At 44.2% G+C, this 25,915-nt stretch carries 19 protein-coding genes; 10 read left to right on the top strand and 9 right to left on the bottom strand.

The genetic code is table 11. The annotated features are described in order from the left end of the window. Positions 1–25: 25 nt before the first annotated feature. The 3 genes from Q4519_RS13320 to Q4519_RS13310 are packed head-to-tail and all read right to left on the bottom strand — an operon-like array spanning position 26 to position 3,631. A complete protein-coding gene (locus tag Q4519_RS13320; protein WP_232799794.1) occupies positions 26–1,009 on the bottom strand; it encodes an ABC transporter permease in 984 nt (327 codons plus the stop codon). Between the two features lie 26 nt (positions 1,010–1,035). Further along, the gene (locus Q4519_RS13315; RefSeq protein WP_303512988.1) at positions 1,036–2,526 is read right to left on the bottom strand and encodes a sugar ABC transporter ATP-binding protein; all 1,491 of its coding nucleotides are present in this window, start codon (positions 2,524–2,526) and stop codon (positions 1,036–1,038) included. A gap of 28 nt (positions 2,527–2,554) precedes the next feature. After that, positions 2,555–3,631, bottom strand: coding sequence for a substrate-binding domain-containing protein (locus tag Q4519_RS13310; protein WP_232799792.1), 1,077 nt, complete (start codon positions 3,629–3,631; stop codon positions 2,555–2,557). A 384-nt stretch (positions 3,632–4,015) separates the two neighbouring features. On the opposite strand from Q4519_RS13310, the gene Q4519_RS13305 reads away from it, so the two are divergent. Next, on the top strand, positions 4,016–4,798 hold the full coding sequence (locus tag Q4519_RS13305) for a helix-turn-helix transcriptional regulator (RefSeq protein WP_303512986.1): 783 nt from the start codon (positions 4,016–4,018) through the stop codon (positions 4,796–4,798). Between the two features lie 87 nt (positions 4,799–4,885). Here the strand turns inward: Q4519_RS13305 and Q4519_RS13300 are convergent, their stop codons facing one another. From Q4519_RS13300 to cutA, 6 genes are all read right to left on the bottom strand, one after another. After that, the gene (locus Q4519_RS13300; protein ID WP_303512984.1) at positions 4,886–5,692 is read right to left on the bottom strand and encodes a hydratase; all 807 of its coding nucleotides are present in this window, start codon (positions 5,690–5,692) and stop codon (positions 4,886–4,888) included. Between the two features lie 65 nt (positions 5,693–5,757). Next, positions 5,758–6,396 carry a response regulator transcription factor gene (locus Q4519_RS13295; protein ID WP_303512982.1) on the bottom strand — a complete coding sequence of 213 codons (639 nt, stop codon included), beginning with the start codon at positions 6,394–6,396 and terminating at the stop codon, positions 5,758–5,760. Between the two features lie 194 nt (positions 6,397–6,590). Beyond that, positions 6,591–7,202: a LysE family translocator gene (locus Q4519_RS13290; RefSeq protein ID WP_232799788.1), complete on the bottom strand. Its 612-nt coding sequence runs from the start codon at positions 7,200–7,202 to the stop codon at positions 6,591–6,593. A gap of 116 nt (positions 7,203–7,318) precedes the next feature. Further along, positions 7,319–8,242, bottom strand: coding sequence for a LysR family transcriptional regulator (locus Q4519_RS13285; RefSeq protein ID WP_303512979.1), 924 nt, complete (start codon positions 8,240–8,242; stop codon positions 7,319–7,321). A gap of 14 nt (positions 8,243–8,256) precedes the next feature. Then, the gene (locus Q4519_RS13280; protein ID WP_303512977.1) at positions 8,257–10,050 is read right to left on the bottom strand and encodes a protein-disulfide reductase DsbD; all 1,794 of its coding nucleotides are present in this window, start codon (positions 10,048–10,050) and stop codon (positions 8,257–8,259) included. Positions 10,051–10,130: 80 nt separating this feature from the next. After that, on the bottom strand, positions 10,131–10,451 hold the full coding sequence (gene cutA / locus Q4519_RS13275) for a divalent-cation tolerance protein CutA (RefSeq protein ID WP_232800036.1): 321 nt from the start codon (positions 10,449–10,451) through the stop codon (positions 10,131–10,133). Between the two features lie 173 nt (positions 10,452–10,624). Between cutA and Q4519_RS13270 the strand changes: the two genes are divergently transcribed. From Q4519_RS13270 to wecB, 9 genes are all read left to right on the top strand, one after another. Continuing rightward, a complete protein-coding gene (locus tag Q4519_RS13270) occupies positions 10,625–11,926 on the top strand; it encodes an anaerobic C4-dicarboxylate transporter (protein WP_303512974.1) in 1,302 nt (433 codons plus the stop codon). A 390-nt stretch (positions 11,927–12,316) separates the two neighbouring features. Then, positions 12,317–12,826, top strand: a complete 510-nt coding sequence (locus tag Q4519_RS13265; protein ID WP_232799784.1) for an FxsA family protein — start codon at positions 12,317–12,319, stop codon at positions 12,824–12,826. Positions 12,827–13,253: 427 nt separating this feature from the next. After that, positions 13,254–13,487 (top strand): DUF1107 domain-containing protein, encoded by a 234-nt coding sequence (locus Q4519_RS13260; protein WP_232799783.1) that lies wholly within the window; start codon positions 13,254–13,256, stop codon positions 13,485–13,487. A 229-nt stretch (positions 13,488–13,716) separates the two neighbouring features. After that, on the top strand, positions 13,717–14,010 hold the full coding sequence (locus Q4519_RS13255; protein WP_232799782.1) for a co-chaperone GroES: 294 nt from the start codon (positions 13,717–13,719) through the stop codon (positions 14,008–14,010). Positions 14,011–14,069: 59 nt separating this feature from the next. Next, positions 14,070–15,707, top strand: coding sequence for a chaperonin GroEL (groL, locus tag Q4519_RS13250; protein ID WP_232799781.1), 1,638 nt, complete (start codon positions 14,070–14,072; stop codon positions 15,705–15,707). Positions 15,708–16,074: 367 nt separating this feature from the next. Then, on the top strand, positions 16,075–19,413 hold the full coding sequence (locus Q4519_RS13245; RefSeq protein ID WP_303512969.1) for a glycosyl hydrolase family 18 protein: 3,339 nt from the start codon (positions 16,075–16,077) through the stop codon (positions 19,411–19,413). 340 nt (positions 19,414–19,753) lie between these two features. Then, on the top strand, positions 19,754–22,681 hold the full coding sequence (locus Q4519_RS13240; RefSeq protein ID WP_303512968.1) for a glycosyl hydrolase family 18 protein: 2,928 nt from the start codon (positions 19,754–19,756) through the stop codon (positions 22,679–22,681). Between the two features lie 358 nt (positions 22,682–23,039). After that, positions 23,040–24,371 carry a UDP-glucose/GDP-mannose dehydrogenase family protein gene (locus Q4519_RS13235; protein WP_303512966.1) on the top strand — a complete coding sequence of 444 codons (1,332 nt, stop codon included), beginning with the start codon at positions 23,040–23,042 and terminating at the stop codon, positions 24,369–24,371. A gap of 388 nt (positions 24,372–24,759) precedes the next feature. Then, the gene (gene wecB, locus Q4519_RS13230; RefSeq protein WP_303512964.1) at positions 24,760–25,890 is read left to right on the top strand and encodes a non-hydrolyzing UDP-N-acetylglucosamine 2-epimerase; all 1,131 of its coding nucleotides are present in this window, start codon (positions 24,760–24,762) and stop codon (positions 25,888–25,890) included. Positions 25,891–25,915: the final 25 nt, after the last annotated feature.

The following is a 25,915-nucleotide window of genomic DNA, read 5'->3' as shown; positions in this document are numbered from 1 at the left end:
TTTTCTCCTAAGTTAATATATTTAATTATTTTTTGCGTAATTGGCGTAGCTGACCCATGGTAAAAGTCACAGCGACAATGACGATGATGCCGCGTAATATCAGCTGTTGGTCTACATTCAGCCCCATTAAAATCAAGCCGTTATTAACCATGCCCATAATCAATGCGCCGATCACAGAGCCGACAACAGTGCCTTTACCACCGAATAAGCTAGTGCCGCCAATGATTACCGCTGCAATCACTAACATCAGGTCGTTTTCGCCCAAGGTGTAGCGTGCGCTGTAGAGGCGGCCTGAATATAAAATGCCTGCTAATGCCGCGAGAAAGCCATTAATCATCAATACATAAAGCTTTATGCGATTAATATTGATCCCAGAATACATGGCCGAGACTTTATTACCGCCCGTGGCTAAAACATGCTTACCAAAGGTGGTATTACGCAGTACAAATGCGCCAATCACAGTCACCACTAAAATCCATACAAATAAGATAGAAAAGGGGCCGATATCGCCAGAGCCAAAAATAAACGCATAAGTGTCGTTATCAATGGGAATCGACTGCAAAGACGTAGACCAACGTGCGATCCCCGTGATAATGCCTGTGGTGCCTAAGGTCACGAGAAAGGAGGGAATGCCAACCATAGTGACAAAAATACCATTGATAAAACCAATCATGGTGCCTACTAATAACGCCGCAGACACCGCAAGGAAAATACTGTCGGTTTCTTGCAATGTCAGCGCGGCCACTATTGCGGCCAGTGCTAAAGTGGCGCCGAAGGAAAGATCTATTTCGGCTGCGCTTAACACAAAGGTCATGCCCACCGCCATGATTGCGATGGTGGCGGTTTGGCGGGCGATATTCATTAAGTTAGTGGATGATAAAAAGCCTTTATCGTGGAGTGCTACCGAGAAAAAGACAAAAATACCAATAAAAACAAAGTAAATAATATAATCACGCCAGGCGATGTTGAACTTAGGTTGGCTGCTTGCCACCAGTGTTTTTTCATTCATGCTTAATATCCTTTTTATTTGTTCGGCTATTGCACTGCCGCCAGTAACTGCTCTTCGCTCATGGGCTGTTCACTAAATTGCCGCACAATACGTCCTTTATTAACCACATAAATGACATCGCAAAAACTACCAACTTCAGCGTACTCACTCGACACAAAAATAACCCCGTTACCTTGCGCGACATATTGATTTACAATTTTCATAATTTCGTATTTGGCATTGATATCAATACCAAAAGTGGGATCGTCCAGCAGTAACACTTTGGCATCAGTAGAAAGGCACTTACCAATCACCACTTTTTGTTGATTACCGCCGGATAAGAAACGAACCGATTGATCCATTCCCGTGGTTTTGACGCCTAACTTTTTAATCGTATCGTTAACAATAGACGCACCTTTGGATTTATTTAAAAACAATGAGTTAGATATCCTTTCAAACGAAGCCATTAACACGTTATCTGACACAGAAAAATCCAGCACGAGTCCTTGTGAGCGTCGTTCTTCGGGTACCATATTGATGCCCTTCTCGATGGCAGACCGAGGAGAAGCGATGGAGACTGGTTTTCCGTTAACGAAAATTTCACCGCCTGTCAGCGGCGTAAGCCCATATATGGCTTCCAGAATTTCGGTGCGCCCGCTACCGAGTAATCCGGCTAAACCTATTACTTGGCCAGGCATCACTTTAAGTGAAACATGGCTAAGCATCGCGGTGCTCACGTCGCGCAACTCCAACAAAGGGACTGACGCGGAGTTATCGGGCACAACTTGGCGAGCCCATGTCAGTTGAGTGTTTGCTTTTTGACCAAGCATCGCCTCAACTAATACATCAATGGACGTATCGGCTGTGGCTGTTTCGAGTACGGTATAACCATCACGCAGCACCGTTACTGCATCACAAATTCTCATGATGTCACTGAGATAGTGGGTGATATAAATAATGGCAATACCTTGTGACTTGAGTTTATTGACCACCTTAAACAGCTCGTTAATTTCATTGTTTGATAGCGAAGCCGTTGGCTCATCAAGCACGAGTATTTTGGCTTTCATGGCCAAGGCCTTAGCGATTTCAACAAATTGTTGTTCGCCAACACTGAGACTTTCGACCTTTTGCCTTGGGTCGATGTTTACGCCTAAAGCAGCCAAAAAAGGAGCGGCTTGGCGTTCACGCTCTCGATTTGAAATTAACGGTGTAGTCTGCTCGTTTTGGGTTAAAAAAATATTATCAGCAATACTTAAACTAGGGATCAGGCTGAGATCTTGGTATACCATCGCGATGCCTTTTGCTTGGGCTTCGCGAGGGCTAGAAAAATGACAAGGCTCGCCAAATAAGTGAACCGTGCCGCCATCGCGTTGATGATAACCGTTGAGCAGCTTGACTAAGGTTGACTTCCCCGCACCGTTTTGACCGACAAGCGCATGCACTTCGCCCGCTTTTAGGGTGAAATTAACCCCTTTTAATACCGGGTTGTTATCAAACCCTTTTTGTAAATTACGTGCTTCAATGACGTGCTGAGCCATATTACCTCCTTGCCTAATTGCAGCTCGTTTAATTATTAAGGGCTTTACTGACCGCTTTTGGTAGCTCTCTACGCAGCGCATGTTGCCAAGCTTGAGCTAAATTTTCGCGGGTAACGCCACTGGCGCTGACAGTCACAAACGGTGGTGTTGGCTCACCTAACTTAGCAAGGGCGCCCATATGAGCCAGAGTTTGGCCTAGGTCATAGGGTAAATCCGTCACAATGCCGGCAACATTACGCTGCTTCGCCATGTCTAAGGCATTCGCTGCGCCGAGATCCATGGTCACCACCTTGATATCACTGCGTCCTGCTGCGCGAGTGGCCGACACCACGCCTTCTGCAATGCTGTCCCATGGTGCATAAATGGCTTTAATGTCGTTAAACTGGGTGATTAATGCTGATGCGATCACCTCACCATCGTTGGCGTTTGCAATGCCTCGTTTCGCGACTATCTCAATATCAGGATAATTTTTGGCTAGGTGAGTCAGTACCGCTTGGTCTCTTTGGTTGGTGACGTAGTAGTTAGCCTCGTGGTAAATAAAGCCTATTTTTCCTTTCCCTCCTACGGATTTAGCAATCAGGTCGGCGGCAATTTTGCCCATTTGAAATAAGTCATCAGTGACGATGCCTGCGTAGTCTTTACCATGTACAAAGCCTTTTGGTAGATTACTGATCAGCACTAACTTGCTGCCTTGCTCTACCGCGGGTTTAAAGGCTGCGGCACCGGAAACAGGATCAACAACTAAAGCAATTAATATATCGGGCTTCATGGCCATAATCGTTTCAACATCGGTTCGCTGTTTGTTGGCATCAAACTCGGCATCGGTAACAGCGACGACTTCTATATTAAGTTGCCCAAAGCTATCTTTTGCGCCTGCAATTAATGCACTGGACCAGTCTGAGGTGCTATGCATCAAGATTGCAGCGGTATAAGCTTTCGTTTTTAGGCTCTCTTGTTGTTCAGTGGTTAGCTTGATATCGGTAAAGGGAGTGGCTGTTTCACCATTTGGCCCCAGCGTCGCACTCGATTCTGCTTGTGTAAATGCACTCAGTGTTAGCAATGCGGTTAAGCTTAAAGATTGGCAAATAGATCGTATTGTTTTCATCATGCATACCTTCTGTCTTAATAGTGAGGTGTATTTCTCTCGGTGCAAGAAACGCCCTGTTGTAAAATTTGTTTCACGTTAGCCATGGGTTGAGTATTTAATAGGTATTTATTCTAGGTGTTTTATAGGTGTTTTGTGCGATCGGGATCGCATCCCACCATTTTAACAAGGTGATAACAATCACAGTTTGACTTTTAAATGAGCAATATTTTGATGAGATAGTGGCGCTATGATGTAAAACCATCACGTTGTCATTTTACCTAAGTGCGAAGTTCACCACCGTTTGTAACGGGGGATAAAGTGATAAACAGGTAAAATATAGGTATTATACAGTCTGAGTGTTGGTTTATTGATAGCAAACACAGCGAGGAGATAAAGAGGTTAATGAGTCATCATCAACACCCGATAGTTACGGCGCAAATGTATCAGCAGTTATTGGCCAATAATGACATTTATTTTGTTGCTTTTGATCAAGCAGAGCAAATATTAGCGTCTAATTATCCGGTTTCTTCGCTACAGCTTAACTGCTTGGATGATTTGGTTTTTTTAATTGGTCACACCAACATTGAAGGGCTTCGTGCGTATATTTTAAATCCCACCAGTGCGTTATCCTTTACCGTGGCTAATTTAGTGTTTGAGGTAATAAGGCTGAGTGATCCGCAGGAGCCTGCTGTGTTTGCACTGCAAATTCAGTCACGCGATGCGTTAGCGGATGAGCCGAAACTTTCAGTGATTGAGCAGGATTATAAAATTATTAATGAACTGGCGAGTTCGTTGAGCATGCTAACGTCCGCTCCGCAAAGTCAAATGCCAGAGTCGCTGCAACAAGAGGTGCGTAATAAACACTTGCCTGAGGTAGAAAAGCGGTTGCAACAACTGCAAGATCCGATGCTGAGAATGTGCTTAGAAATTGTCAAATCGAGCATGACATCATTAATTAACGATGCGCCGAGTATGAACGCTCAGTTGCTGCAAGTGCTTACCCCATCAGAGTTGCAAGTGGCTGAGTTCATTCGTGGAGGTATGTCGAGTAAGGATATTGCTAGCACCTTGAATGTGGCGCGAAAAACAGTTGAAAACCATCGCAATAGTTTACGCAATAAACTCGGTATTACTAATCGTGGTGTTAATCTCAAGAACTATCTACTGGGATTGCAGCAAAAGTAATTGAGCTCGTTGATTCGTGCTTTTTGTCGGACTTGAGCTTGCTCAGGGAATTTGTGATATTCGCAGAGCAAGCTCTGCTCCTACGGGTCAAGAAATGTCATCTGTAGGAGCGATCTTTATATCGCGAAATTCCAACTGAAACTCCCCTAACTTGCCATATTGAAAATGGATAATTTTGTCGAATGGTAAGCTGATGACACCCGCATATGAGCCGGTGATCACTTGTTGGCCTTTGCTTAGGCCTATGCCTCGCTGCGATAAAAAATTCACCAGCCAATATAAACCGGCACGAGCGTGGCCATCTTGATGTTTACCCACTAGTACTTGATTGGGCTCACCTTGTACTGCAATAGTGAGTTCAAACTCGCTGTAACTTAGATCGGTGGCAGCTTTGATCTCAGGCCCTAACCATACTCCTTGATTTAATAAGCCATCGGCTAAGGCGTCAAAAAAGCTCGCTTGCTTAGGCGCCTCATAGCGACTTTGAATTAACTCAAGAGCTAGGCGAGTACTGCCAATTGCATCATCAATTTCGGTTTGGCTATAGGCGCCAGCGCGCGGCGGTAAATCGCTTTTGAGGGTAAAACATAACTCGGGTTCAATCAGCGCCTTGCCGTCTGTGCTTGCTAATGGGCAGATGGTTGTTTGGTGTTGTATTTCACTTTCAAACAAGGCGCCAATAATGGTTTTATCGCCATTGGGTTGCGCGCATTTCCAGCCAATTTGTGCCGTGCTCGCTAGTTGGCTGTAATGTTTGGCGCAGGCTTGTTGAATGGAAAATGCTTGATTAAAGTTGTTTGGCCGTTGCGCTTGAGGGAGAAAAGGGCCAACTTGCTGGTGAAAACGACGTGATGCGAGTACTTGAGCGGCTTGCTCAATATCTGGATTTAGCATAGAAGACCTTAAAAACGAGTGACAATAGTTGAGAAAATGCCGAGCCCTTGGGCAGGGCTCTGTGATTAATCAACTTCCATTTGTTGCAGTGCGATCACCGCCTGAGTGCGGTTGCTGACTTCTAATTTACGAAATATTGCAGTAACGTGAGCTTTTACTGTGGCTTCAGAAACACCGAGTTCGTAAGCAATTTGTTTATTCAGCAGGCCCTCATTAAGCATCACTAATACTCGATATTGCTGCGGGGTGAGTAATGCGAGTTTATCGGCAAAGTCAGATTGCTCAGGGTCGACATAGTTTAAGTCGATGCCTTCAGGTAACCAAGGATCCCCTGCTAAGGTTTGATTTAAGGCGCTGACCAGTTGCTTCATCGGTGACGATTTTGGAATAAATCCCATCGCACCTAATTTTATCGCCTTGCGGATCACAGCTTCATCTTCACTGGCTGATACCACCACTATGGGCAAATCAGGGTATAAACCTCGTAAATGGGTTAAGCCAGAAAAGCCATTAGCGCCAGGCATTTTTAAATCGAGTAACAGTAAATCGACGTCTTCGGTTTGTTCTAGTAAAGCCAATAAGCCATCAATGGTATCGGCTTCAAGTAAATTTGCGTTGTTCACCGCCATATGTACCGCTTGGTATAAAGCGTTTCTAAATAGGGGGTGATCATCGGCTATAACAATAGTGTAGGGCGTGTCCATGGGATCATATCCATGTTAATAGATGGGGCTAATTTTTTACCTCAAGCTAACACCAACATGACTTTCGGTCAATTGATGCCCCCTTAGTAAGACTTTAGTATAGATCCCAGCTCACACAAATGGGCGGATGTTATTGTGAAAATTCGATCCCCGTTGCCAGTGCAACGGGGTTTTCAGGATATCTTTTGAATCGGTTAAGACATTTGAATGCCAATGATGCTGCCCAAACCGACTAAAATAACACCTGAGAGTTTGTTAATACGTTGTTGGTTTTTTTGGAGCCAGGTATTAAGCCAGCCCGAATAGATAAAGCGGACTAGCAGTGCCCAAACCACAATGGCTTCAATGGCGATGGTTGCGGCAAAAAAGAGTTTATTGCTGGTGGAGGTTTCTGGCGACACAATTTGCGTAAAAGTGGCAACTAAGAACATTAACACTTTAGGGTTAAGCAAATTACAAAGTAGTCCCTCTAAGTAAGCATAACGTGCTTTGATCGGGCCCTTACAGGTAGACTCAAGGCTTTTTTTATTACTGCGCCATGCTTTTATGCCCAAATAAACTAGATAAGCCGCGCCGAGGTATTTCACCGTGGTAAACACCATGGGGGCTTGAGCTATCAGCATTGATACGCCAAAAATAGCCAATAACAAATGAGCACAAAATCCGGTCATGATGCCAAGAATACAACATAATGTGGTGCGTTTAGCGCCTGTGCTGCCATAGCGGATCACCATGATCATATCGGGACCTGGGCTTAACATCCCCAGTAAATTAATCACCAGTAACGTAAACAAGACTTCAGTCATAACGGTAAGAATCTAAACAAATATTAATATTTGTTTAGTGTAGTGCTGAATCGATTATTACTTTAGTGACTTTTAAGAATTTACAGTATTCCAAAATGGAATGTGTATTTAAAAGATTAAATCGGATCCAGCTCTTGGGCTTGGATCAGTTCCGCCAAACGCGTTCTAAACCAGCGATGGGCCGGATCTTGATGGTTGCGATGATGCCACTGTAAGGTGCAATCAAATTCGTCGATTTCGATGGGTAAGGGTTTAATGGTTACAGGGTGATCTTCTGACAAGCGCTTGGCGATATGCGACGGCAAAGTCAGTAATAAATTAGATTGCGCCACCATATTAACAGCCGATGGATAAGAGCTGACTCGTAACCGTACCTTTCGCGTCACGCCTTTGTCGGCAAGGGCTCGGTCGATAGCGGTGGTTTTGTCTGTGCCAACGGTGATCACGGCATGATGATAGTCAGCAAAATCTTGCAGTGACAAACTGGTTTTTGCGCTTAAAGGATGCTCTTGGCGCATGATACAAACAAAATAGTCACGATTGATTAAGCTGGCGTGCATGTCTTTGGCGTTGGGATCTTGGATCGTAGTACCTAAATCGACCTTACCTTCTTTTAACAGTTGATAGGTTTGCTTGTCCCAGTTTTGGACGTTGATACTAATATGTGGCGCCGCGCGATAAATGTCAGCCAGCGCCTTGGGAAGAATGTATTCACTGACATAATCCGTTGAGGCGATGGTGAACTCTTTGCGACATTCCATCGGGTCAAACTCTTGCGAGCTAAATAGCCCATCCATGGCTTGCACTAATTTGGCGACTTCAGGTGCCAGTTGCATGGCTTTATTGGTCGGGGTTAACTCAGGGCCCGCTTTAATTAACAGCGGATCATTAAACAACTCGCGCAGCTTCGCTAAGTTTTTACTCATGGCCGACTGACTAATAAATTGTCGCTGAGCGGCTTTGGTTACGCTCAGCTCTTGCAGCAGCAAATGTAAACTCACAATCAGGTTTAAATTGATCCGACTGATTTTTTCAATCATCTAGACGCTCTCACTCATTGGATTTCATGGCGCTGCAAGTGTTGTAAAAATTGCTCGCCAGCCATAAAGCCTGTGACACGTGCTTGGGTTAAACGCTCACCTTGCTGGTTATAAAACAAAATGCTGGGCAGGCCCAAAATATTTAGTTCACTGAGCATGCCTTGATCATCGGCATTGTTTTTAGTGACATCGGCTTGGATCAAGACCACATTCTCAAGCTGATCAATGACACCATTATGAGTAAAAGTGGCTTTTTCAAAATCCTTACAGGCCACGCACCAATCCGCATAAAAATCGACCATCACGGCCTGATTATTTTGTTTAGCAATAGCCAATTGATTTTGTAACTCAGATAAATCAGTGACATAAATAAAGCGAGACTTTAAACCTTGATTAGTATTTTGTTGCTCGCTGATCTGTGCAGCGGTTGAACCAATCACGGCTGTGCCCGCTAATGCAATACAAACCAGCCCCAATGTTTTTAAATGATGTGCGCTGCGCCAGAGTGCATGGGCTAAATATGCCAGTAAAGCTAAACCTAGAAGAGCAAATAACACGCTGCTTATTGTAGCGCTAATAAAGCGCTCTAACATCACCACGGCAACACTCAATAATAAAAAGCCAAATATCACTTTAATGTGCACCATCCACATGCCTGCTTTCGGTAAAAATTTACCGCCAGAGGTGCCTAGAACAAGTAAAGGTAAGCCCATGCCAAGGCTAAGGGCATAAAGTACCGCGCCGCCAAGTACTAAATCGCCGGTGCCTGCTACGTACAATAAAGCGCCTGATAAAGGTGCAGTGGTGCAAGGTGAGCAAACTAAGCCTGAGATCAGACCCATTAAAAACACGCCTTTGACGCTGCCACCTTGCTGCTGATTGCTGACCTTATTTAAACGCTCACTGATAAAGCTGGGTAATTGCAGGTTAAACAAGCCAAACATCGACAAAGAGAGCACCGTAAAAAGCACCGCCAATGAAATCAGGATCACCGGATGTTGCAACGCAGCTTGGTATTTCAGTCCTGCCATCGCCACCACGAGACCAAGTAAGGTGTAAGTTAGCGCCATGCCTTGCACATAAGTAAACGACAGTAAAAAGCTACGTTTTGTGCTTAAGGATTGTTGCCCAACAATAATGCCGGACAAAATCGGGTACATTGGAAACACACACGGAGTAAAGGCAAGGCCAATACCAAGGAGAAAAAATAACCCCAAACTAATGAGTAAGCTTTGCTCGGACAATATATCGGCTAGACCGCTGGAGCTTTGCTGATCTAATTTTTGCTGTACGATACCATTGCTCTGTGCTGGCGTGTCGCTTTGACTTGCTGTACTCGTTTGCCCCTCTAGCGGGCTAAGATAAATCACTTTGGTTTCAGGTGGGTAGCATAAACCCGCATCGGCGCAGCCTTGATAAGTCACGCTGATTTGCGCATCGTTGGCGATGTTTTTCACATTTAATACAATTTCTGTGTCTTGGCGATAAATCACCACATCACCAAAGTAGTCATCGTGATAAGCAATGCCCTCAGGCAAGATAGGGGGCAATATCTCAACGCCTTGCGCCTGAAAGCTAAATTGATGCTGATAGAGGTAATATTCAGGTGTAACCGCCCAGTTTAAATAGACTTCATCGTCTTGCTGTTGGTAAGCAAACTGAAAAGCCCGGTCGACTGGTAAAAAACTCGGCTGCTGGCTAAATGGGCTACTTGAATTAACGCTAGTTTGACTAAAAGGTGGATCGCCTGCTGCTATCGTAGTGCTAATCAAGAATAAACTAAGAATACATGCCAAAAAACGAGTCATTTTACTACCTTGAAAATGCGTTAAGTAAAGCTACTGGGCGCATGAAAGTTGCCCAGCGATTAAATGGTTAACGTGGTTTTCTATTGTGTTACTTGATCGATCCAGTTTAAGTATCGTGGTTCACCTTGTGTTATCGGCAGCGCAATAATCTCCGGCGTATCATAGCTGTGCAGATTTTTAATAGCTTCAGACAGCTTATCAAACAAGCTGGCCGTGGTTTTTATCATCATTAGCACTTCACGATCTTGCTGTATCTCACCTTGCCAATGATACAAGGAATACACGTTAGGTTGCATGGTAATACAAGCCGCAAGTTTTTCACGTAAAATTTCACCTGCAATTTTATCGGCTTCCGTGCTATCGGGTGCAGAGCACAGCACCATAATGTATGTTTGTTGCATCAATACACACTCCTTGGATTAGACTTAAGGTTCAATGATAAGGGTATCTCGATATATAAACGAATAGATATTTTTTGTAGTGTGGACTGCGCCAGTAAACTCGCATTAGTTCTCAACCAATCATGCTAATGATTGAGTACGGATTTATAACGAAACTCGATAGGAACAAGATCATGATAGTAGTAGAACTCTTGGTTGTATTAAGCGCCATTTTTCTAGGTGCTCGGCTAGGTAGTATAGGTATCGGCTTTGCTGGTGGCCTAGGTGTATTGATACTGACGTTAGGTTTTGGCATGACACCGGGCACGATTCCTATTGATGTTATCCTTATTATTATGTCGGTGATCGCCGCGATAGCAGCAATGCAAGTTGCAGGCGGGTTAGATTATTTGGTTTCGTTAGCTGAGCGTGTACTGCGTAAAAATCCGAAACAGGTCACTTTTTTAGCCCCGATAGTAACCTACGTGATGACCTTGTTTGCAGGCACCGGCCACACCGCTTTTTCTACTTTACCTGTGATTGCCGAAGTGGCCAAGGAGCAGGGCATTAGGCCTTCGCGTCCTTTAAGCATTGCCGTGGTCGCCTCGCAAATTGCGATTACGGCGTCACCTATTTCTGCGGCGTTAGTGTTAATGAGCGGCATGCTAGAAAAATACAACGTGAGCTACTTACAAATTCTACTTATTTGCATTCCAACCACGTTTATTGCCTGCATGATAGGGGCATTTGTGGCGCAGTTTATGGGGAAAGATTTAGCGGATGATGAGGTTTATCAAGATCGCTTAGCCAAAGGCTTGGTTTCGTTGCATCAAGGACAAGCGAGAGAGCTTAAGTCTGGGGCTAAGCTGTCAGTCATGATTTTCTTGTTCGCTATTATTGCTGTGGTTACTTATGCCACCGCCATTAGTGATACGGTTGCTTGGATAGATGCCCCTGTATTGCCCCGCAACGAAGCCATTATGGTGTTTATGCTAACAGCAGCCACCCTTATTGCATTCATCACTAAAATAGATACCTCAGAAGTGCTCAATGCTGCCACTTTTAAATCGGGCATGAGCGCGTGTATTTGTGTGCTAGGTGTTGCATGGTTGGGGGATACTTTTGTATCAAACCACATTGAAGGCATTAAAGAAATCTCAGGAGTGGTGCTAACGGATCACCCATGGATGCTGTCAGTGGTGTTGTTTTTTGCCAGCATGCTGTTGTATTCGCAAGCGGCAACGACTGCCGCGTTGATCCCATCGGCACTGATGCTTGGAGTGAGCCCAGCAGCGGCGATAGCCTCTTTTGCAGCCGTGAGCGCTTTATTTGTGCTGCCCACTTATCCTACTTTACTTGCCGCAGTCGAAATGGATGACACAGGTTCAACCCGCATTGGTAAGGCCGTATTCAATCATCCGTTTGTCATTCCAGGCGTGGTAACCATTTCGTCTTCTGTGGCGCTGGGCTTTGTGGTGGCAAATTTGGTTTTGTAAGTGATTAAGGCTTATAAATTTTATCTCGAGTTCGGTAATACTTGGCTATGAGTTCGGTATATACAGCGAATGCTGTTTTTGTGGCGAAGTAAGAGTTCAGGTAAGCTAGGCAGACTTTTTCGCAAAAACATTTTTTCGCGGAATAAATTCCGCTCCTTGTATGTTAAATTTGTTGATTCGTGTTTTTTTGTAGGACCTGAGCTTGCTCAGGGAATTTGCAATGTTTGCTGAGCAAGCTTAGCTCCTATAGTTGGCGATACAGGCTTTGGTAGGAGATATTTATATCGCGAAATAGCATTGTTAACCCTAAGCCCGATAAAGGCATTTAGGTATAGTGATTTACTGCATGCTTGTTATGCTTATGAAATGGAACTCAAGGCTGAGGTTATTATGTTTGCCAGACTGTTTTTATTGTTTACTGCCACATCGTTATTAGAAATATTCATTCTTGTTAAAGTCGGTGGATTCTTAGGAGCTTGGCCAACCGTTGGCTTAGTGGTCGTTACTGCATTCGTCGGCTCTGCGTTAGTGCGTAGCCAAGGCATACAAACCATGTTCAAAGTGCAAGCGCGTGTAAACCAAGGTGAAATGCCAGGCCAACAACTGATTGAGGGCATGATGCTAGTTATCGCCGGGGTATTATTAGTGACCCCTGGTTTTGTTACTGATTTTTGCGGCTTAATGTTGTTGCAACCAGGCATTAGAGCCAAGTTAGCGAAAGCGGCGATGAATAAATTTCAGCTGCAAATGGTGGCAGGTAGCCATGGCGGTTTTCATGGTGGATTTACCGGTGGTCAGCCTTTTACACCGCCACCTCAAGGGCCAAACCAACAAGGGTCAGCCGACAACAAAGTGAACGACGGCAACACCATTGAAGGTGAATACGAGCGCAAAGAATAATTGCCAATATCACGCACCCAACACTCTACTCATCAAAACAGCACGATAACACGTGCTGTTTTTGTTTCTGCTATTGATTACTTTTTTTAGCAAACCGCCAGTTATCACACTATTTTATGATTCATTCTGATGTGTCTTGAAAAGCAAAAAATAACCCTGTATTTTACTTCGCGTCGAAATTCAAACAAAAAAATATGAACTTTGGTGAACCAAATGCGTCTAACCAGAGTAAAACTCGACACAATAATTAATTTTCACCAGCTTGGTGGGCCTTATTGAAGTATGGGTTAAACCCAAGGATAGGTTTAATTCTAAATAAAGCATTGGTGGCATGGAGCTTGCGATTTAGCTGAACAATCAGCTAGTTTGGTCCTCTTCATTACTTTGAACTGTAATGTTAGGGGCATCATCAAGGGAGATTTTCCAAATGAATGTTGCTGTATCTTTAAAAACGTTTAAAAAGTACCATCCTCGTCAAGTCGCTAAACATATAAAAGCCTTTTTCAATGGCCGAATCTATATTGTCGGAGTCGGTCGCTTTCGTGTAGTTAATGGCAAATTAGTGGCCTATAAAGATGCTGACAGAAAAGCGCTTTCAGTCATGAGTGAAGTCAATCGCATCATCAAAGAGATGCAAATACAGCAAAGTGTTGCAGCTTAGCATCCAGTTTTGACGACGTAAAAAAGGAGCATTTAGCTCCTTTTTTTGTATCTGAGTGTAAGAAAGCCCACAACCCTGTAAAAAACACAGAAATTTTCTGATTTTTTTTATCTTTCCCCTTGAGAAAATCTGTAGCAACCCCATCTAGTGAGCATGGATTTGACCAAAAGCATTTTGCTCAAGGTCTTTTATAGCAACAACATAAACTTAAACTCTCAGGAGAACTTCAATGAATATTCGTCCTTTACACGATCGCGTTATCGTTAGACGTCAAGAACAAGAATCTAAGTCTGCTGGCGGTATCGTTTTAACTGGCTCAGCTGCAACCAAGTCAACTCGCGGTGAGATTATCGCAGTGGGTAATGGCCGCATTCTAGAAAATGGCGACGTTAAAGCATTGGATGTAAAAGTAGGCGACACAATCATTTTTAGTGAAGGTTACGGCGTTAAAACAGAAAAACTAAACGGCGAAGAAGTATTGATCATGAGCGAAGGTGACATCCTTGCCGTGGTTGAAGCTTAATTAACGCATTGAATGTAATTTAACTTTCTCAATTATTTAAAGAATTTAAGGAAACAACAATGGCTGCAAAAGACGTATTGTTTGGTAGTGACGCTCGCGAAAAAATGTTAGCGGGTGTAAATATTTTAGCTGACGCAGTAAAGGTAACGTTAGGCCCTAAAGGTCGTAATGTCGTACTAGACAAAAGCTTTGGCGCTCCAACCATCACCAAAGATGGCGTATCAGTTGCTAAAGAAATCGAACTAGAAGATAAGTTCGAGAACATGGGCGCGCAAATGGTGAAAGAAGTTGCTTCTCAAGCCAACGATGCAGCGGGTGACGGTACAACAACTGCAACCGTACTGGCACAATCAATTATCACCGAAGGTCTAAAAGCTGTTGCTGCGGGTATGAACCCAATGGACCTTAAGCGTGGTATCGACAAAGCAGTCATCGCTGCGGTTGAAGAGCTGAAAGCTTTATCTGTACCTTGTGCCGACGCGAATGCTATTGCACAAGTGGGTACGATTTCTGCTAACTCTGACAGCGCAGTAGGCGACATCATTGCTGAAGCCATGGGCAAAGTAGGTAAAGAAGGCGTTATCACTGTTGAAGAAGGTCAAGGCCTACAAAACGAATTAGATGTAGTAGAAGGTATGCAGTTTGACCGCGGTTACCTATCTCCTTACTTCATTAACAACCAAGAAGCGGGCACAGTTGAGCTAGAAAGCCCATACATTCTATTGGTTGATAAGAAAATCTCTAACATCCGTGAATTACTTCCTACCCTTGAAGGTGTAGCGAAAGCGGGTAAGCCACTGCTTATCATTGCTGAAGATGTTGAAGGTGAAGCACTAGCGACATTAGTTGTTAACAACATGCGCGGTATTGTTAAAGTTGCAGCGGTTAAAGCGCCTGGGTTTGGTGACCGTCGTAAAGCCATGCTACAAGACATTGCTATCCTAACTGCAGGTACTGTGATTTCTGAAGAAGTGGGTTTAGATCTTGAAAAAGTACAACTTGAAGATCTCGGTCAAGCGAAACGCATCATCATCAATAAAGATGAAACAACTATTATCGATGGTATTGGTGAGCAAGCACAAATTGAAGGGCGCGTAGCGCAAATTCGTGGCCAAATTGAAGAGTCTTCTTCTGACTACGATAAAGAAAAACTGCAAGAGCGCGTAGCTAAACTAGCAGGCGGTGTAGCGGTAATCAAAGTTGGCGCTGCAACTGAAGTTGAAATGAAAGAGAAAAAAGCACGCGTTGAAGATGCATTACATGCAACACGTGCCGCTGTTGAAGAAGGTGTAGTTGCGGGTGGTGGTGTTGCACTAGTACGCGTTGCTGCAAAACTTGCTGATTTAACTGGCGACAACGAAGACCAAAATGTTGGTATTCGCGTAGCACTACGTGCGATGGAAGCGCCACTGCGTCAAATCGTAACGAATGCGGGTGAAGAAGCGTCAGTGGTTGCTAATAACGTTCGCGCAGGTGAAGGTAGCTACGGTTACAACGCTGCAACTGAAGAGTACGGCGATATGATTGCAATGGGTATCCTAGATCCAACTAAAGTAACACGTAGTGCGATTCAGTTTGCATCGTCTGTTGCGGGTCTAATGATCACCACTGAAGCGATGATCACAGACAAGCCACAAAAAGACGCACCAGCTATGCCAGACATGGGCGGCATGGGTGGAATGGGCGGCATGATGTAATGCAGTTCCAGTCTAATAGCTGAGATAAATCATGATGTTATGATTTTATTTTTGCACATAGAAAGGCCAGCACTGCTGGCCTTTTTTGTATCTATTTTATAGTGAACTTGTAAAACTTAGCTCGAACCTAGATCTATAGATATTGATGTTTAGGTTGTTTTATTAGCGGCTTGGCAGTTTTTAAATCAGCTGGCGATGTGTTTAATACTTTAATATTAAATTTTAATTTGTACTAAGTGTGGTTTTTTTAAACAGTTAATTTAGTGTGATCTGCGTTGTTATTTTTTCTTGATGTATGTTTTATGTTTTTAGCTCGACTTAGGAAAAGTCGAATCATAATACATTCGCTCGTTTAAGGATAAACGCAATGAACAAATCGACTAAGGCCTCACTGGCCAAGGGCGCTTTTGCGCTCAGTACTATTACATCCGCCTGTTTATTGGCTTTTAATACTCAAGCTGCCTCGTTATATGATTGTGCTGATATCCCTGTTTGGGATGCTTCAAGCACCTACGCCACAAAAGGAACAATGGTTCAACACCAAGGATCGGTATTTGAAAATAAATGGTATGCGGGCAGCTGGGATCAACCCGCTGTTGGTGCTTCTGATTGGGCTAACTGGCAATTTAAAGGTGAATGTGGCGACACTGTAATTAATGTGCCACCAACGGTCACTCTTGATACTGTTACTCCCCTTGTTGCTGGTACTTTAACTACATTTAATGCCAGTGCTGTAGATGAAGATGGTCAAGTGAAAAAGGTCGAATTTTTCATTGATGGTCAACCCATAGGTGTAGCAATGAGCGCTCCGTTCCAAGCAAGCTGGATAGCACTTGCTGGCACTCATGTATTAACTGCAATTGCTTATGATGACCAAGATGCAACCAGTAATGTTGCGAGCCAAACCATTCAAGTTGAAACTGGCACCATTGATAATATAGCCCCGACGATGTCGGTTGCGGGTGTGGCCGATGGCGCCGAAATTATGATTGGTGAACAAGTGCAGTTGCAAGTTACGGCTGAAGATAAAGATGGTCAAGTTGCTGCCGTTGAAGTCATGGTTAACGGTCAAGTCATCGACCTTATTCCAGGTCCCAATAATGGCACAAGTAACAAGGTGACTTACCTTGCCAATTTCGTCGTTGAAACAGGCGTTAATAATATCGTTGTAACAGCCACGGATGATAAAGGGGCTGTGGTTGAGCAGAGTTTAACTGTAAACGGTAAAGAAGTGCTAAATATGCCGCCAGAAGTTAGCGTTAGCTTGAGTGTTACACAGGCTAAATTGGGAGATACCGTTACCATCAATGCAACAGCTAGTGATGCTGACGATGGCTTAAAACAAGTTGAATTTTTGAGTGATGGGATAACGATCGCTAGATTCACGCCTGACACGGTTTCAGACTTTTTCAGTGGCAAGTATGCCTTTGATTTTGTAGTGACTAAAGACGTTAAGATCACTGTAGTAGCAACAGATATGAAAGGTTTGAGCATGCAGCAACATGCTTTTTTAACGGTTAACGATGGCGTGGTGAGCAATGATTGTCGCCCAGATGGTTTATATCAAACACCGGGTGTAAAAGTTCCATACTGTAGTGTTTACGATGATCAAGGTCGCGAAAAAATGGGGGCCGATCACCCTCGACGCGTGATTGGTTACTTTACCAGTTGGCGTAATAAAGGAAATGTTGATCAAGACTACTTGGTTGATGATATTCCCTGGGAAAACTTAACCCACATTAACTATGCCTTTGCCCATGTTGGTAAAGATCAAGGCGTAGGTTTAGGCCAAGCGCAACAAGAGCAGTTAGCTCGTTTAGTTGAGCGTAAAATGCAACATGATGTGAAAGTACTGATTTCTGTTGGTGGTTGGGCTGAAACGGGTGGCATTAATGGCCCTGATGGCCGTGAGCAAACGGGTGGTTTCTACAAGCTAACCACTAATATGGACGGCTCAATTAATCATGCTGGCATTGCCAAGTTTGCTAAATCGTCAGTTGAGTTTATTCGCAAGCACAAAATTGATGGTATCGACATCGACTACGAATACGCCTCTACGATGAAAGGAGCGGGCCATCCTGAAGACTTTTGGATCTCTGATAAATTACGCCCACATTTAATGGCTTCCTATGTTGAATTGATGAAGGTCATGCGCGAAGAGTTAGATAAAGCCTCGGTTGAAGATGGTCAGCACTATCTATTAACTGTTGCGGCGCCTGCTTCTGGCTGGCTCTTACGTGGTATGGAGCGTTATGAAGCCAACGCTTACCTCGATTACATCAACATTATGTCTTACGACTTACATGGTGCATGGAATGAGTATGTCGGTCACAATGCTGCACTTTACGATACAGGTAAAGACGGCGAGTTAGCGCAAGTATACGCGGCGCAGCAATACGGCAAACTGGGCTACTTGAATACGGACTGGGCCGCTCATTATTACCGCGGCGGTATGCCAGCAGGGCGTATCAATATAGGTGTTCCATATTACACCCGTGGTTGGGAAAAAGTATCAGGTGGTGAAGCGGGCCTATGGGGCAAATCAAAAGGCAGCAATTGTCCAGCAGGTACTCACGGTAAGTGCGGCGCGGGGGCGAAAGGTTTAGATAACCTATGGCATGACTTGGAAAAAGATCAAGAAGTACCAGCGGGTTCAAACCCAATGTGGCACGCGAAAAACTTGCAAAACAACATGCTTGGCTCTTACCTAACCACATACGTTAACTCACCGGATTACACCGGCGATAAAACAGCTTACGACCAGATCCAAGGTCAGTATGAGTATCATTACGATGAGCAAGCCGTCGCGCCTTGGTTATGGAACTCAACGACACAAACTTTCTTGTCGATGGAAGATAAGAAGTCAATCTTGACTAAAGCTGCTTACGTCAAAGATCAAGGTATCGGCGGTATCATGTTTTGGGAGCTAGCAGGCGACTACTCATGTTACCCATATGATGCACAAGGCAAACGTTCAAATGTGGCCGATAAATCGGAAGCGGCATGTGCTTCGGGTAATGGTGAATATCACATGGGTAATACCATGACGGAGACCATTTACGAAGAGTTCAAGTCTGCGGCGCCTTACGGCAACAAGATCATTGAAGGCAATATACCCGCACAAGCTGTTGACCTGAAGATTACTTTAGACAAACAGCGTGCTGACTACCCGATTACGACGGATCTTATCATTGAAAATAACGCGGGTGTGACCATTGATGACCTCGTTGAAATTTCATTTGATTACCCAACATCGGCTCCGGCTAATGCGGTTGCAGGTAATGCTAATACAGTCAGTATTGTGTCGGGTCATGATGGTGACAATATCGGCGGTCTGAAAGGAGATTTCCATCGCATTAGCTTTAGCGTATCTAAGTACCAAGCGATTGCTGATGGTGAAACGGGTAAGATCAAATTTACTTATAACTTACCGATTACAGGGCCGGTTAATTACACAGTGAAAATCGATGGAGTGGAATATGCTCTTGCTCAAGAGCATCCAGACCTACCATTAGCGGATCTTTGCCGTCCAGAAGGTTTACCTGTTTATCCTGATTTCGTACATCAAGATGGCTGGAAACCATATAACGCAAAAGGCGAGAAAATGGTTCATAACGGCGCGATTTGGGTACCAAGTTGGGGGCAAGCCAATACTGAGCTTTCTGCCAGTGATTCGTCATGGACTAAGGTGTGTACGTTAAAATAATGAATGGACTATAACCATGGGTTCACGTCGTTTGATTGAAAGCGGCGTGAGCTCTCTTTTAAAAGCGATTAAAAAGCTATAGCCATATCTATTCTGTGGTTAAAAGGCAGAAGGTTAGTGAAATCGGCTTCAAAAAGTGTTTTTAAAAGTAAATTAATTATCAATGAGGGCTAGCGATGTAACAATTTCGACTGAAATAAGTGCGATTTGATCACGTTTTGTTTAATTCCATTTCTCCAAATCAATTTTTAAACGTATATTGACTGTACTAGTTAGGATAGCTAGCACAGGAAGCAGGACGCGTCCTGCAATAAGATTGATTAGTTTAAGGAAGAACAAGATGAGCATTTCTCCTCTTGCGAAGCGTGGTTTTACGCTTAGCACCCTTTCCGCTGCATGTTTAATGGCGTTTAACGCTCAAGCAGCCGATTGTTCAAACCTAGAAGAGTGGACCGCACAAGGTGTTTTCACTGGCGGAACGCAAGTTCAATTTGAAGGTTCTGCTTACCAAGCTAACTGGTGGACACAAAACAACAACCCTGCAGAGCGCTCTGGTTCTTGGCAAGAATGGAAACTTCTTGGTCAATGTGAAGGCGTAATTCCAACGGTTGAACCGACCGCTGAGCCAACGCCAGTGCCAACAGCTGAGCCGACTCCAGTACCAACAGCTGAGCCGACTCCAGTACCAACCGCTGAGCCGACTCCAGTACCAACAGCTGAGCCGACTCCAGTACCAACAGCTGAGCCGACTCCAGTACCAACAGCTGAGCCGACTCCAGTACCAACTGCTGAGCCGACTCCAGTACCAACAGCTGAGCCGACTCCAGTACCAACAGCTGAGCCAACGCCAGTACCAACTACTGAGCCGACACTGCCACCAACAGCAGACAACTGTAAGCCAGCAGGTCTATACCAAACTCCAGGTGTTAACACACCTTACTGTACTGTATATGATGCAGACGGTCGCGAAGACATGGGCGCAGATCACCCTCGTCGTATCATCGGTTACTTCACTTCATGGCGTAACGGCGCGAATGGTCAACCATCATTCCTAGCTTCTGACGTGCCATGGGATAGCCTAACGCACATTAACTACGCATTTGCTCACATCAATGCAAATGGCGAAGTATCAATCGGTGACGTTAACGATCCAAACAACCCTGCGACGGGCATGACATGGGAAGGCGCTGAAAATGCGATGGACCCATCTCTACCATACAAAGGTCACTTCAACCTACTAAACCAATACGCGAAGAAGCATGACGTTAAGTTACTGCTATCCGTTGGTGGTTGGGCTGAAACAGGTGGTTACTTCGGTGATGCTGGTCGTGTAATGGATGGCGGTTTCTACAGCCTAACTATCAAGCCAGACGGTTCGATCAACCATGAAGCAATTGCTAAATTTGCTAAATCTGCTGCTAAATTCGTAGACACTTACGACTTTGACGGTATCGATATCGATTACGAATACCCATCATCTATGTCAGATGCCGGTCACCCAGACGATTGGGCTATCTCTAACAAGCACCGTGGTAAGCTATGGGGCGGTTACATGGCGCTAATGGAAGCGTTACGTGCTGAACTAGACAAGCAAGGTGAAAAAGACGCACAACACTACTTGTTGACTATTGCATCGCCATCTTCTGGTTACCTACTACGTGGTTTTGAGGGCTTCCAAGCACTTAAATACCTAGATTACGTAAACATCATGTCTTACGACTTGCACGGCGCATGGAACCACTTTGTTGGTCACAACGCGGCACTTTACGATAACGGCGTAGACGCTGAGATCGCAGATGCAGGTATCTACTCTGGCGGCGACGCTAAGTACTACAACAGCCAAGGTTACTTAAACATTGACTGGTCTTACAAATACTTCCGTACTGCACTAGCAGGCGGCCGTATTAACATCGGTCTACCATACTACACACGTGGTTGGCAGCAAGTTCAAGGCGGTACTAACGGTTACAACGGCCTTGCAGCACTACCTAACCAAAAAGAATGTTACTTAGGTACGGGTGGTAACTTAGGTCCTGACGCACTAAGCCCGAAAGCAGGTGCTCCATGTGGTTACGGTGCTCAAGGTATCGACAACCTATGGTTTGACCTAGGTTCAGACGGTAAAGAAATGTTTGCCGGTGCGGGTCCTCTATGGCACGTAAACAACCTACGTGACGGTCTACCTACACCATACGTAGCTATCTACGGTCACGATACAAGCAAGCCTGAAGGCCAAGCAATTGGTAACTACGTTGAGCATTACGACGAAGTAGCACAAGCTTCTTGGTTGTGGAACGAAGAGAAGAGCGTATTCCTATCAACTGAAAACATGAAGTCTTACCAAGCTAAGGTTCAATACGCAATTGACCAAGGTGCGGGCGGTATCATGTTCTGGGAAATGGCGGGTGACTACTCAACGCCAGAGCAAAACGGTCTAGGTCACTACTACTTCGGTAGCACCCTAACTGATAAAGCTTACGAAATGATCAAAACTGCTGCGCCTTACGGCATCGAAGCAGGTGATGAGAACTTCCCAGCAGCAACTGAAACAGTAGACGTAGATGTGGATCTAGTTGGCTTCCTACCAAAAGGTGAAGATAACTACCCAATCCAAATCGCACTGAAACTAACTAACAACTCGAACGTTGACCTATCTGGTGCGAAAATTGCGTTTAACGCATCACCAGCGGTACCAATGAACGAAGCGATTAGCGATACACTTAAGCCTTACGCTGTACCAGCAGGCCCAGGTATCACTAACCTAGTTGACATGTACTCAGGTGCTAAATGGTCGGTTGAGAAGATTGCTACTTCAGGTCTAACTTCAGGCAACGCTGGCGGTCTATCTGACGACTTCCACCGTTTCGCTGTACAGCTGAAAGCTGACGGTTGGGGCTCTGTAGAATGGAAACCAGGTCAAACAATTGACGTGGCACTACGTATCTACATGCCAATGCCAGTACCAACTAACTTCACATTTGAAGTGGGCGGTAAAACATATGGTCGTACAGCTGAGCAACCAAATGTTCCTGTAGCAGGCGGTGACAACGGTACTACACCAACGCCATCTGGTGAGCCTACTCCAGCACCATCTGGTGAGCCAACTGTACCAAGCGATGTAACACCATTCGTTCCTGGTACTGCAGTACAAAACGGCGCAGTAGTAAGCTACAACGGTGCTTGTTACAAAGCTAAAAACAACCCAGGTGCATGGGAAACACCAGCAGCCGGTGGTAACTGGTTCTGGGACGTGGTTACTTGTCCTTAATTGGCAACTAAACACAAATGACATAGCATGCTAATTAATGCATGAAACAAAAAGGCCAACGTAAGTTGGCCTTTTTTTGTGGTATAAAAATGGATCGAAGGAGCAGCATTTATACTGCGAAAGCCTACCCGCCATAACCAAAGCATTCACAGTATTCACCACACCCGAAGCTGAGCTTGCTCAGGGAATAACCGTTGGGAATGAAAAAAATCGATAACAATTGCTGTAAATCAGGCAAAAACATCAGCCAAAAGGCTAGGATACTTGCAACTCAGATTGTAATTATGAACACTAGAGATATTTAGTTATAAAGACAGATGAGCATATCGCTTAACTGTGTAACTTACAGAGCAATAATATGAAAATTACCGTTTTTGGCATTGGTTATGTTGGTTTAGTTCAAGCGGCTGTATTGGCGGATGCTGGTCACAGTGTTTGCTGTGTGGATATAGATGAAAATAAAATAGAAGCGCTTAAGAAAGGCATAATCCCTATCTACGAGCCAGGTTTAACACCATTAGTCGAATTTAACTACCAAGCAGGTCGGTTGAACTTTACTACTGATGCTAAAGCAGGTGTTGAATTTGGTCAGCTGCAATTTATCGCAGTTGGCACACCGCCCGATGAAGATGGTTCGGCCGATTTAAAATACGTTCTCGCTGTTGCAGAAACTATCGCAACACACATGCAAAGCCCTAAAGTCATTATTAATAAATCGACAGTGCCGGTTGGCACCGCCGATAAGGTAAAAGCTAAAGTTGAAAGTGTTCTTTCAGCAAGAAACCAGGATGTTAATTTTTCAGTAGTCTCTAATCCTGAGTTTTTAAAAGAAGGAGCGGCAGTTAACGATTGTAAAAAACCTGACCGCATTATTATTGGCACCGCTGATAAAGAGGCCGAAGAGTTGATGCGCGAGCTATATGCCCCATTTAACCGTAGCCATGATCGCATCATAGTAATGGATGTACGCAGCGCCGAGCTAACCAAATATGCGGCTAACTGTATGCTAGCAACCAAAATTAGCTTTATGAATGAAATCGCCAACTTATCAGAAAGGTTAGGAGCAGATATTGAGATGGTGCGTAAGGGCATTGGCTCAGATGAACGCATTGGCTACCATTTTATTTACCCCGGCTGTGGCTATGGCGGCTCTTGTTTCCCGAAAGATGTACAAGCTTTAATCAAAACCGCAGAGAACATTGGCTATGACCCGCAAGTTTTAAAGTCTGTTGAGTCTGTAAATGCGCGTCAAAAACAAAAGTTATTTGAATATATCTCTCAGCACTTTAATGGAGATGTTAAGGGGAAAACTATCGCGCTATGGGGCCTTTCATTTAAGCCGAATACAGATGATATGCGTGAAGCTGCGAGCCGAGTGTTAATAGAAGCGTTATGGCAAGCAGGTGCCAGCGTGCAAGCTTACGATCCTGAAGCGATGGAAGAAGCGCAGCGCATTTATGGCACACGTGATGATTTCACCTTAATGGGGACAAAAGAAGCAGCTCTTAGAAGAGCTGATGCGCTGGTTATCTGTACTGAGTGGCAAAGCTTTAGAGCGCCTGATTACGACCTGATTAAAGAAGAGTTGTCTACTCCCGTTATTTTCGACGGACGTAACCTTTATTTACCAGAAAATATGCGCAAGAGAGGAATAACGTATTACTCGATTGGCCGTCAGGTAAAGAGGTAAATATTTTCTCAGGCAAAAGGGTGAGCTTGAGTATCAGTCTTTTGCCTAGAAATAAAATTTGATCCAAAAATGTAAATAGACTATCACTTGTAAATCATTGTTTTAACATCAAACCCTCTGATACCCTGTCATTAAAGTGTCTTTGAACACTTGATAAACTAATTGTAATGCATACAATGTGCGAGCAATTAATTAGATCAAGCTCTCACTTTTTATTATTTATTTAATGATCAAAATAGTCTCACGCATGGATGTGTGGAATACAACGAAGGGAATCAGCCTTTAATATCCACATCACCCAGCTAAGAGTCATCGAGGTTTAACCAGCATTTGTAACATGATGCTGAGCCTTTTAACGCCATCAATTTATAGTTAGGGATGTTTTAGTATGATCAAGGTTTTATCTGTATTTGGTACGCGCCCGGAAGCCATTAAAATGGCGCCATTAGTACATGCATTATCTAAAGCTGAAGGTATCGAGGCTAAAGTCTGTGTAACGGCACAGCATCGTGAAATGCTTGACCAAGTGCTTAACTTATTTGAAATTGAGCCAGAATATGACCTGAATATAATGAAGCCAGGTCAATCATTATATGACGTTACATCAAACATACTAATGGGCTTAAAGCCAGTTTTAGAAGAATTCAAACCTCATATTGTGCTTGTCCATGGTGACACGGCGACAACGCTTTCAACTAGCTTAGCTGCTTACTATCAACAAATTGCTGTGGGTCATGTTGAAGCTGGTTTACGTACTGGCAACATATATTCGCCTTGGCCAGAAGAAGGTAACCGAAAGCTAACTGGTGCAATAGCCACGTTACACTTTGCACCTACCAGTACTTCTGAGCAAAACTTACTTCAAGAAGGTATTGCTGCAAGCGGTATTGCTACCACGGGTAATACCGTTATTGATGCATTATTTTTAATAAAAGAGAAGCTAGCACAAGATACAGACTTAAATGCAACCCTAGCGGCAAAATTCCCTGAACTAGACCCAACTAAAAAGTTGATCTTAGTTACTGGTCATCGCCGTGAAAGTTTCGGTGGTGGGTTTGAGCGTATCTGTGAAGCGTTAGTTGAAATTGCCCAAAAATACCCTGAAAGCCAAGTGCTATACCCCGTGCATTTGAACCCAAATGTTCGTGAGCCAGTCAACCGCATCCTTAAAGATGTAAATAATGTTCACCTAATTGAGCCACAAGATTATCTGCCGTTTGTTTACCTGATGAACCAGGCGAACATCATCTTAACAGACTCAGGCGGTATTCAAGAAGAAGCGCCATCACTAGGCAAGCCTGTATTAGTTATGCGTGACACCACTGAACGCCCTGAAGCGGTAGAAGCGGGGACGGTGAAATTAGTCGGCACCGACAAGCAAGCTATTATCAGCGCAGTTGAAAGTTTATTAACTAATGAAGCGGAATATGAAGCCATGAGCCGAGCCCATAACCCATACGGTGACGGCAAAGCATGTGAACGCATCATCAACAAAATTAAACAGCACTTCGCTAAATAGTATCGAATGTCGCTCTGTAGTAGCT

This window comes from Motilimonas sp. 1_MG-2023, assembly GCF_030547455.1.
In the GTDB taxonomy this organism is placed as follows: Bacteria; Pseudomonadota; Gammaproteobacteria; order Enterobacterales; family CBDFNC01; genus Motilimonas.
Note: the sequence above shows the minus strand (reverse complement) of the source record. Positions and strands in the feature narration are given on the sequence as shown.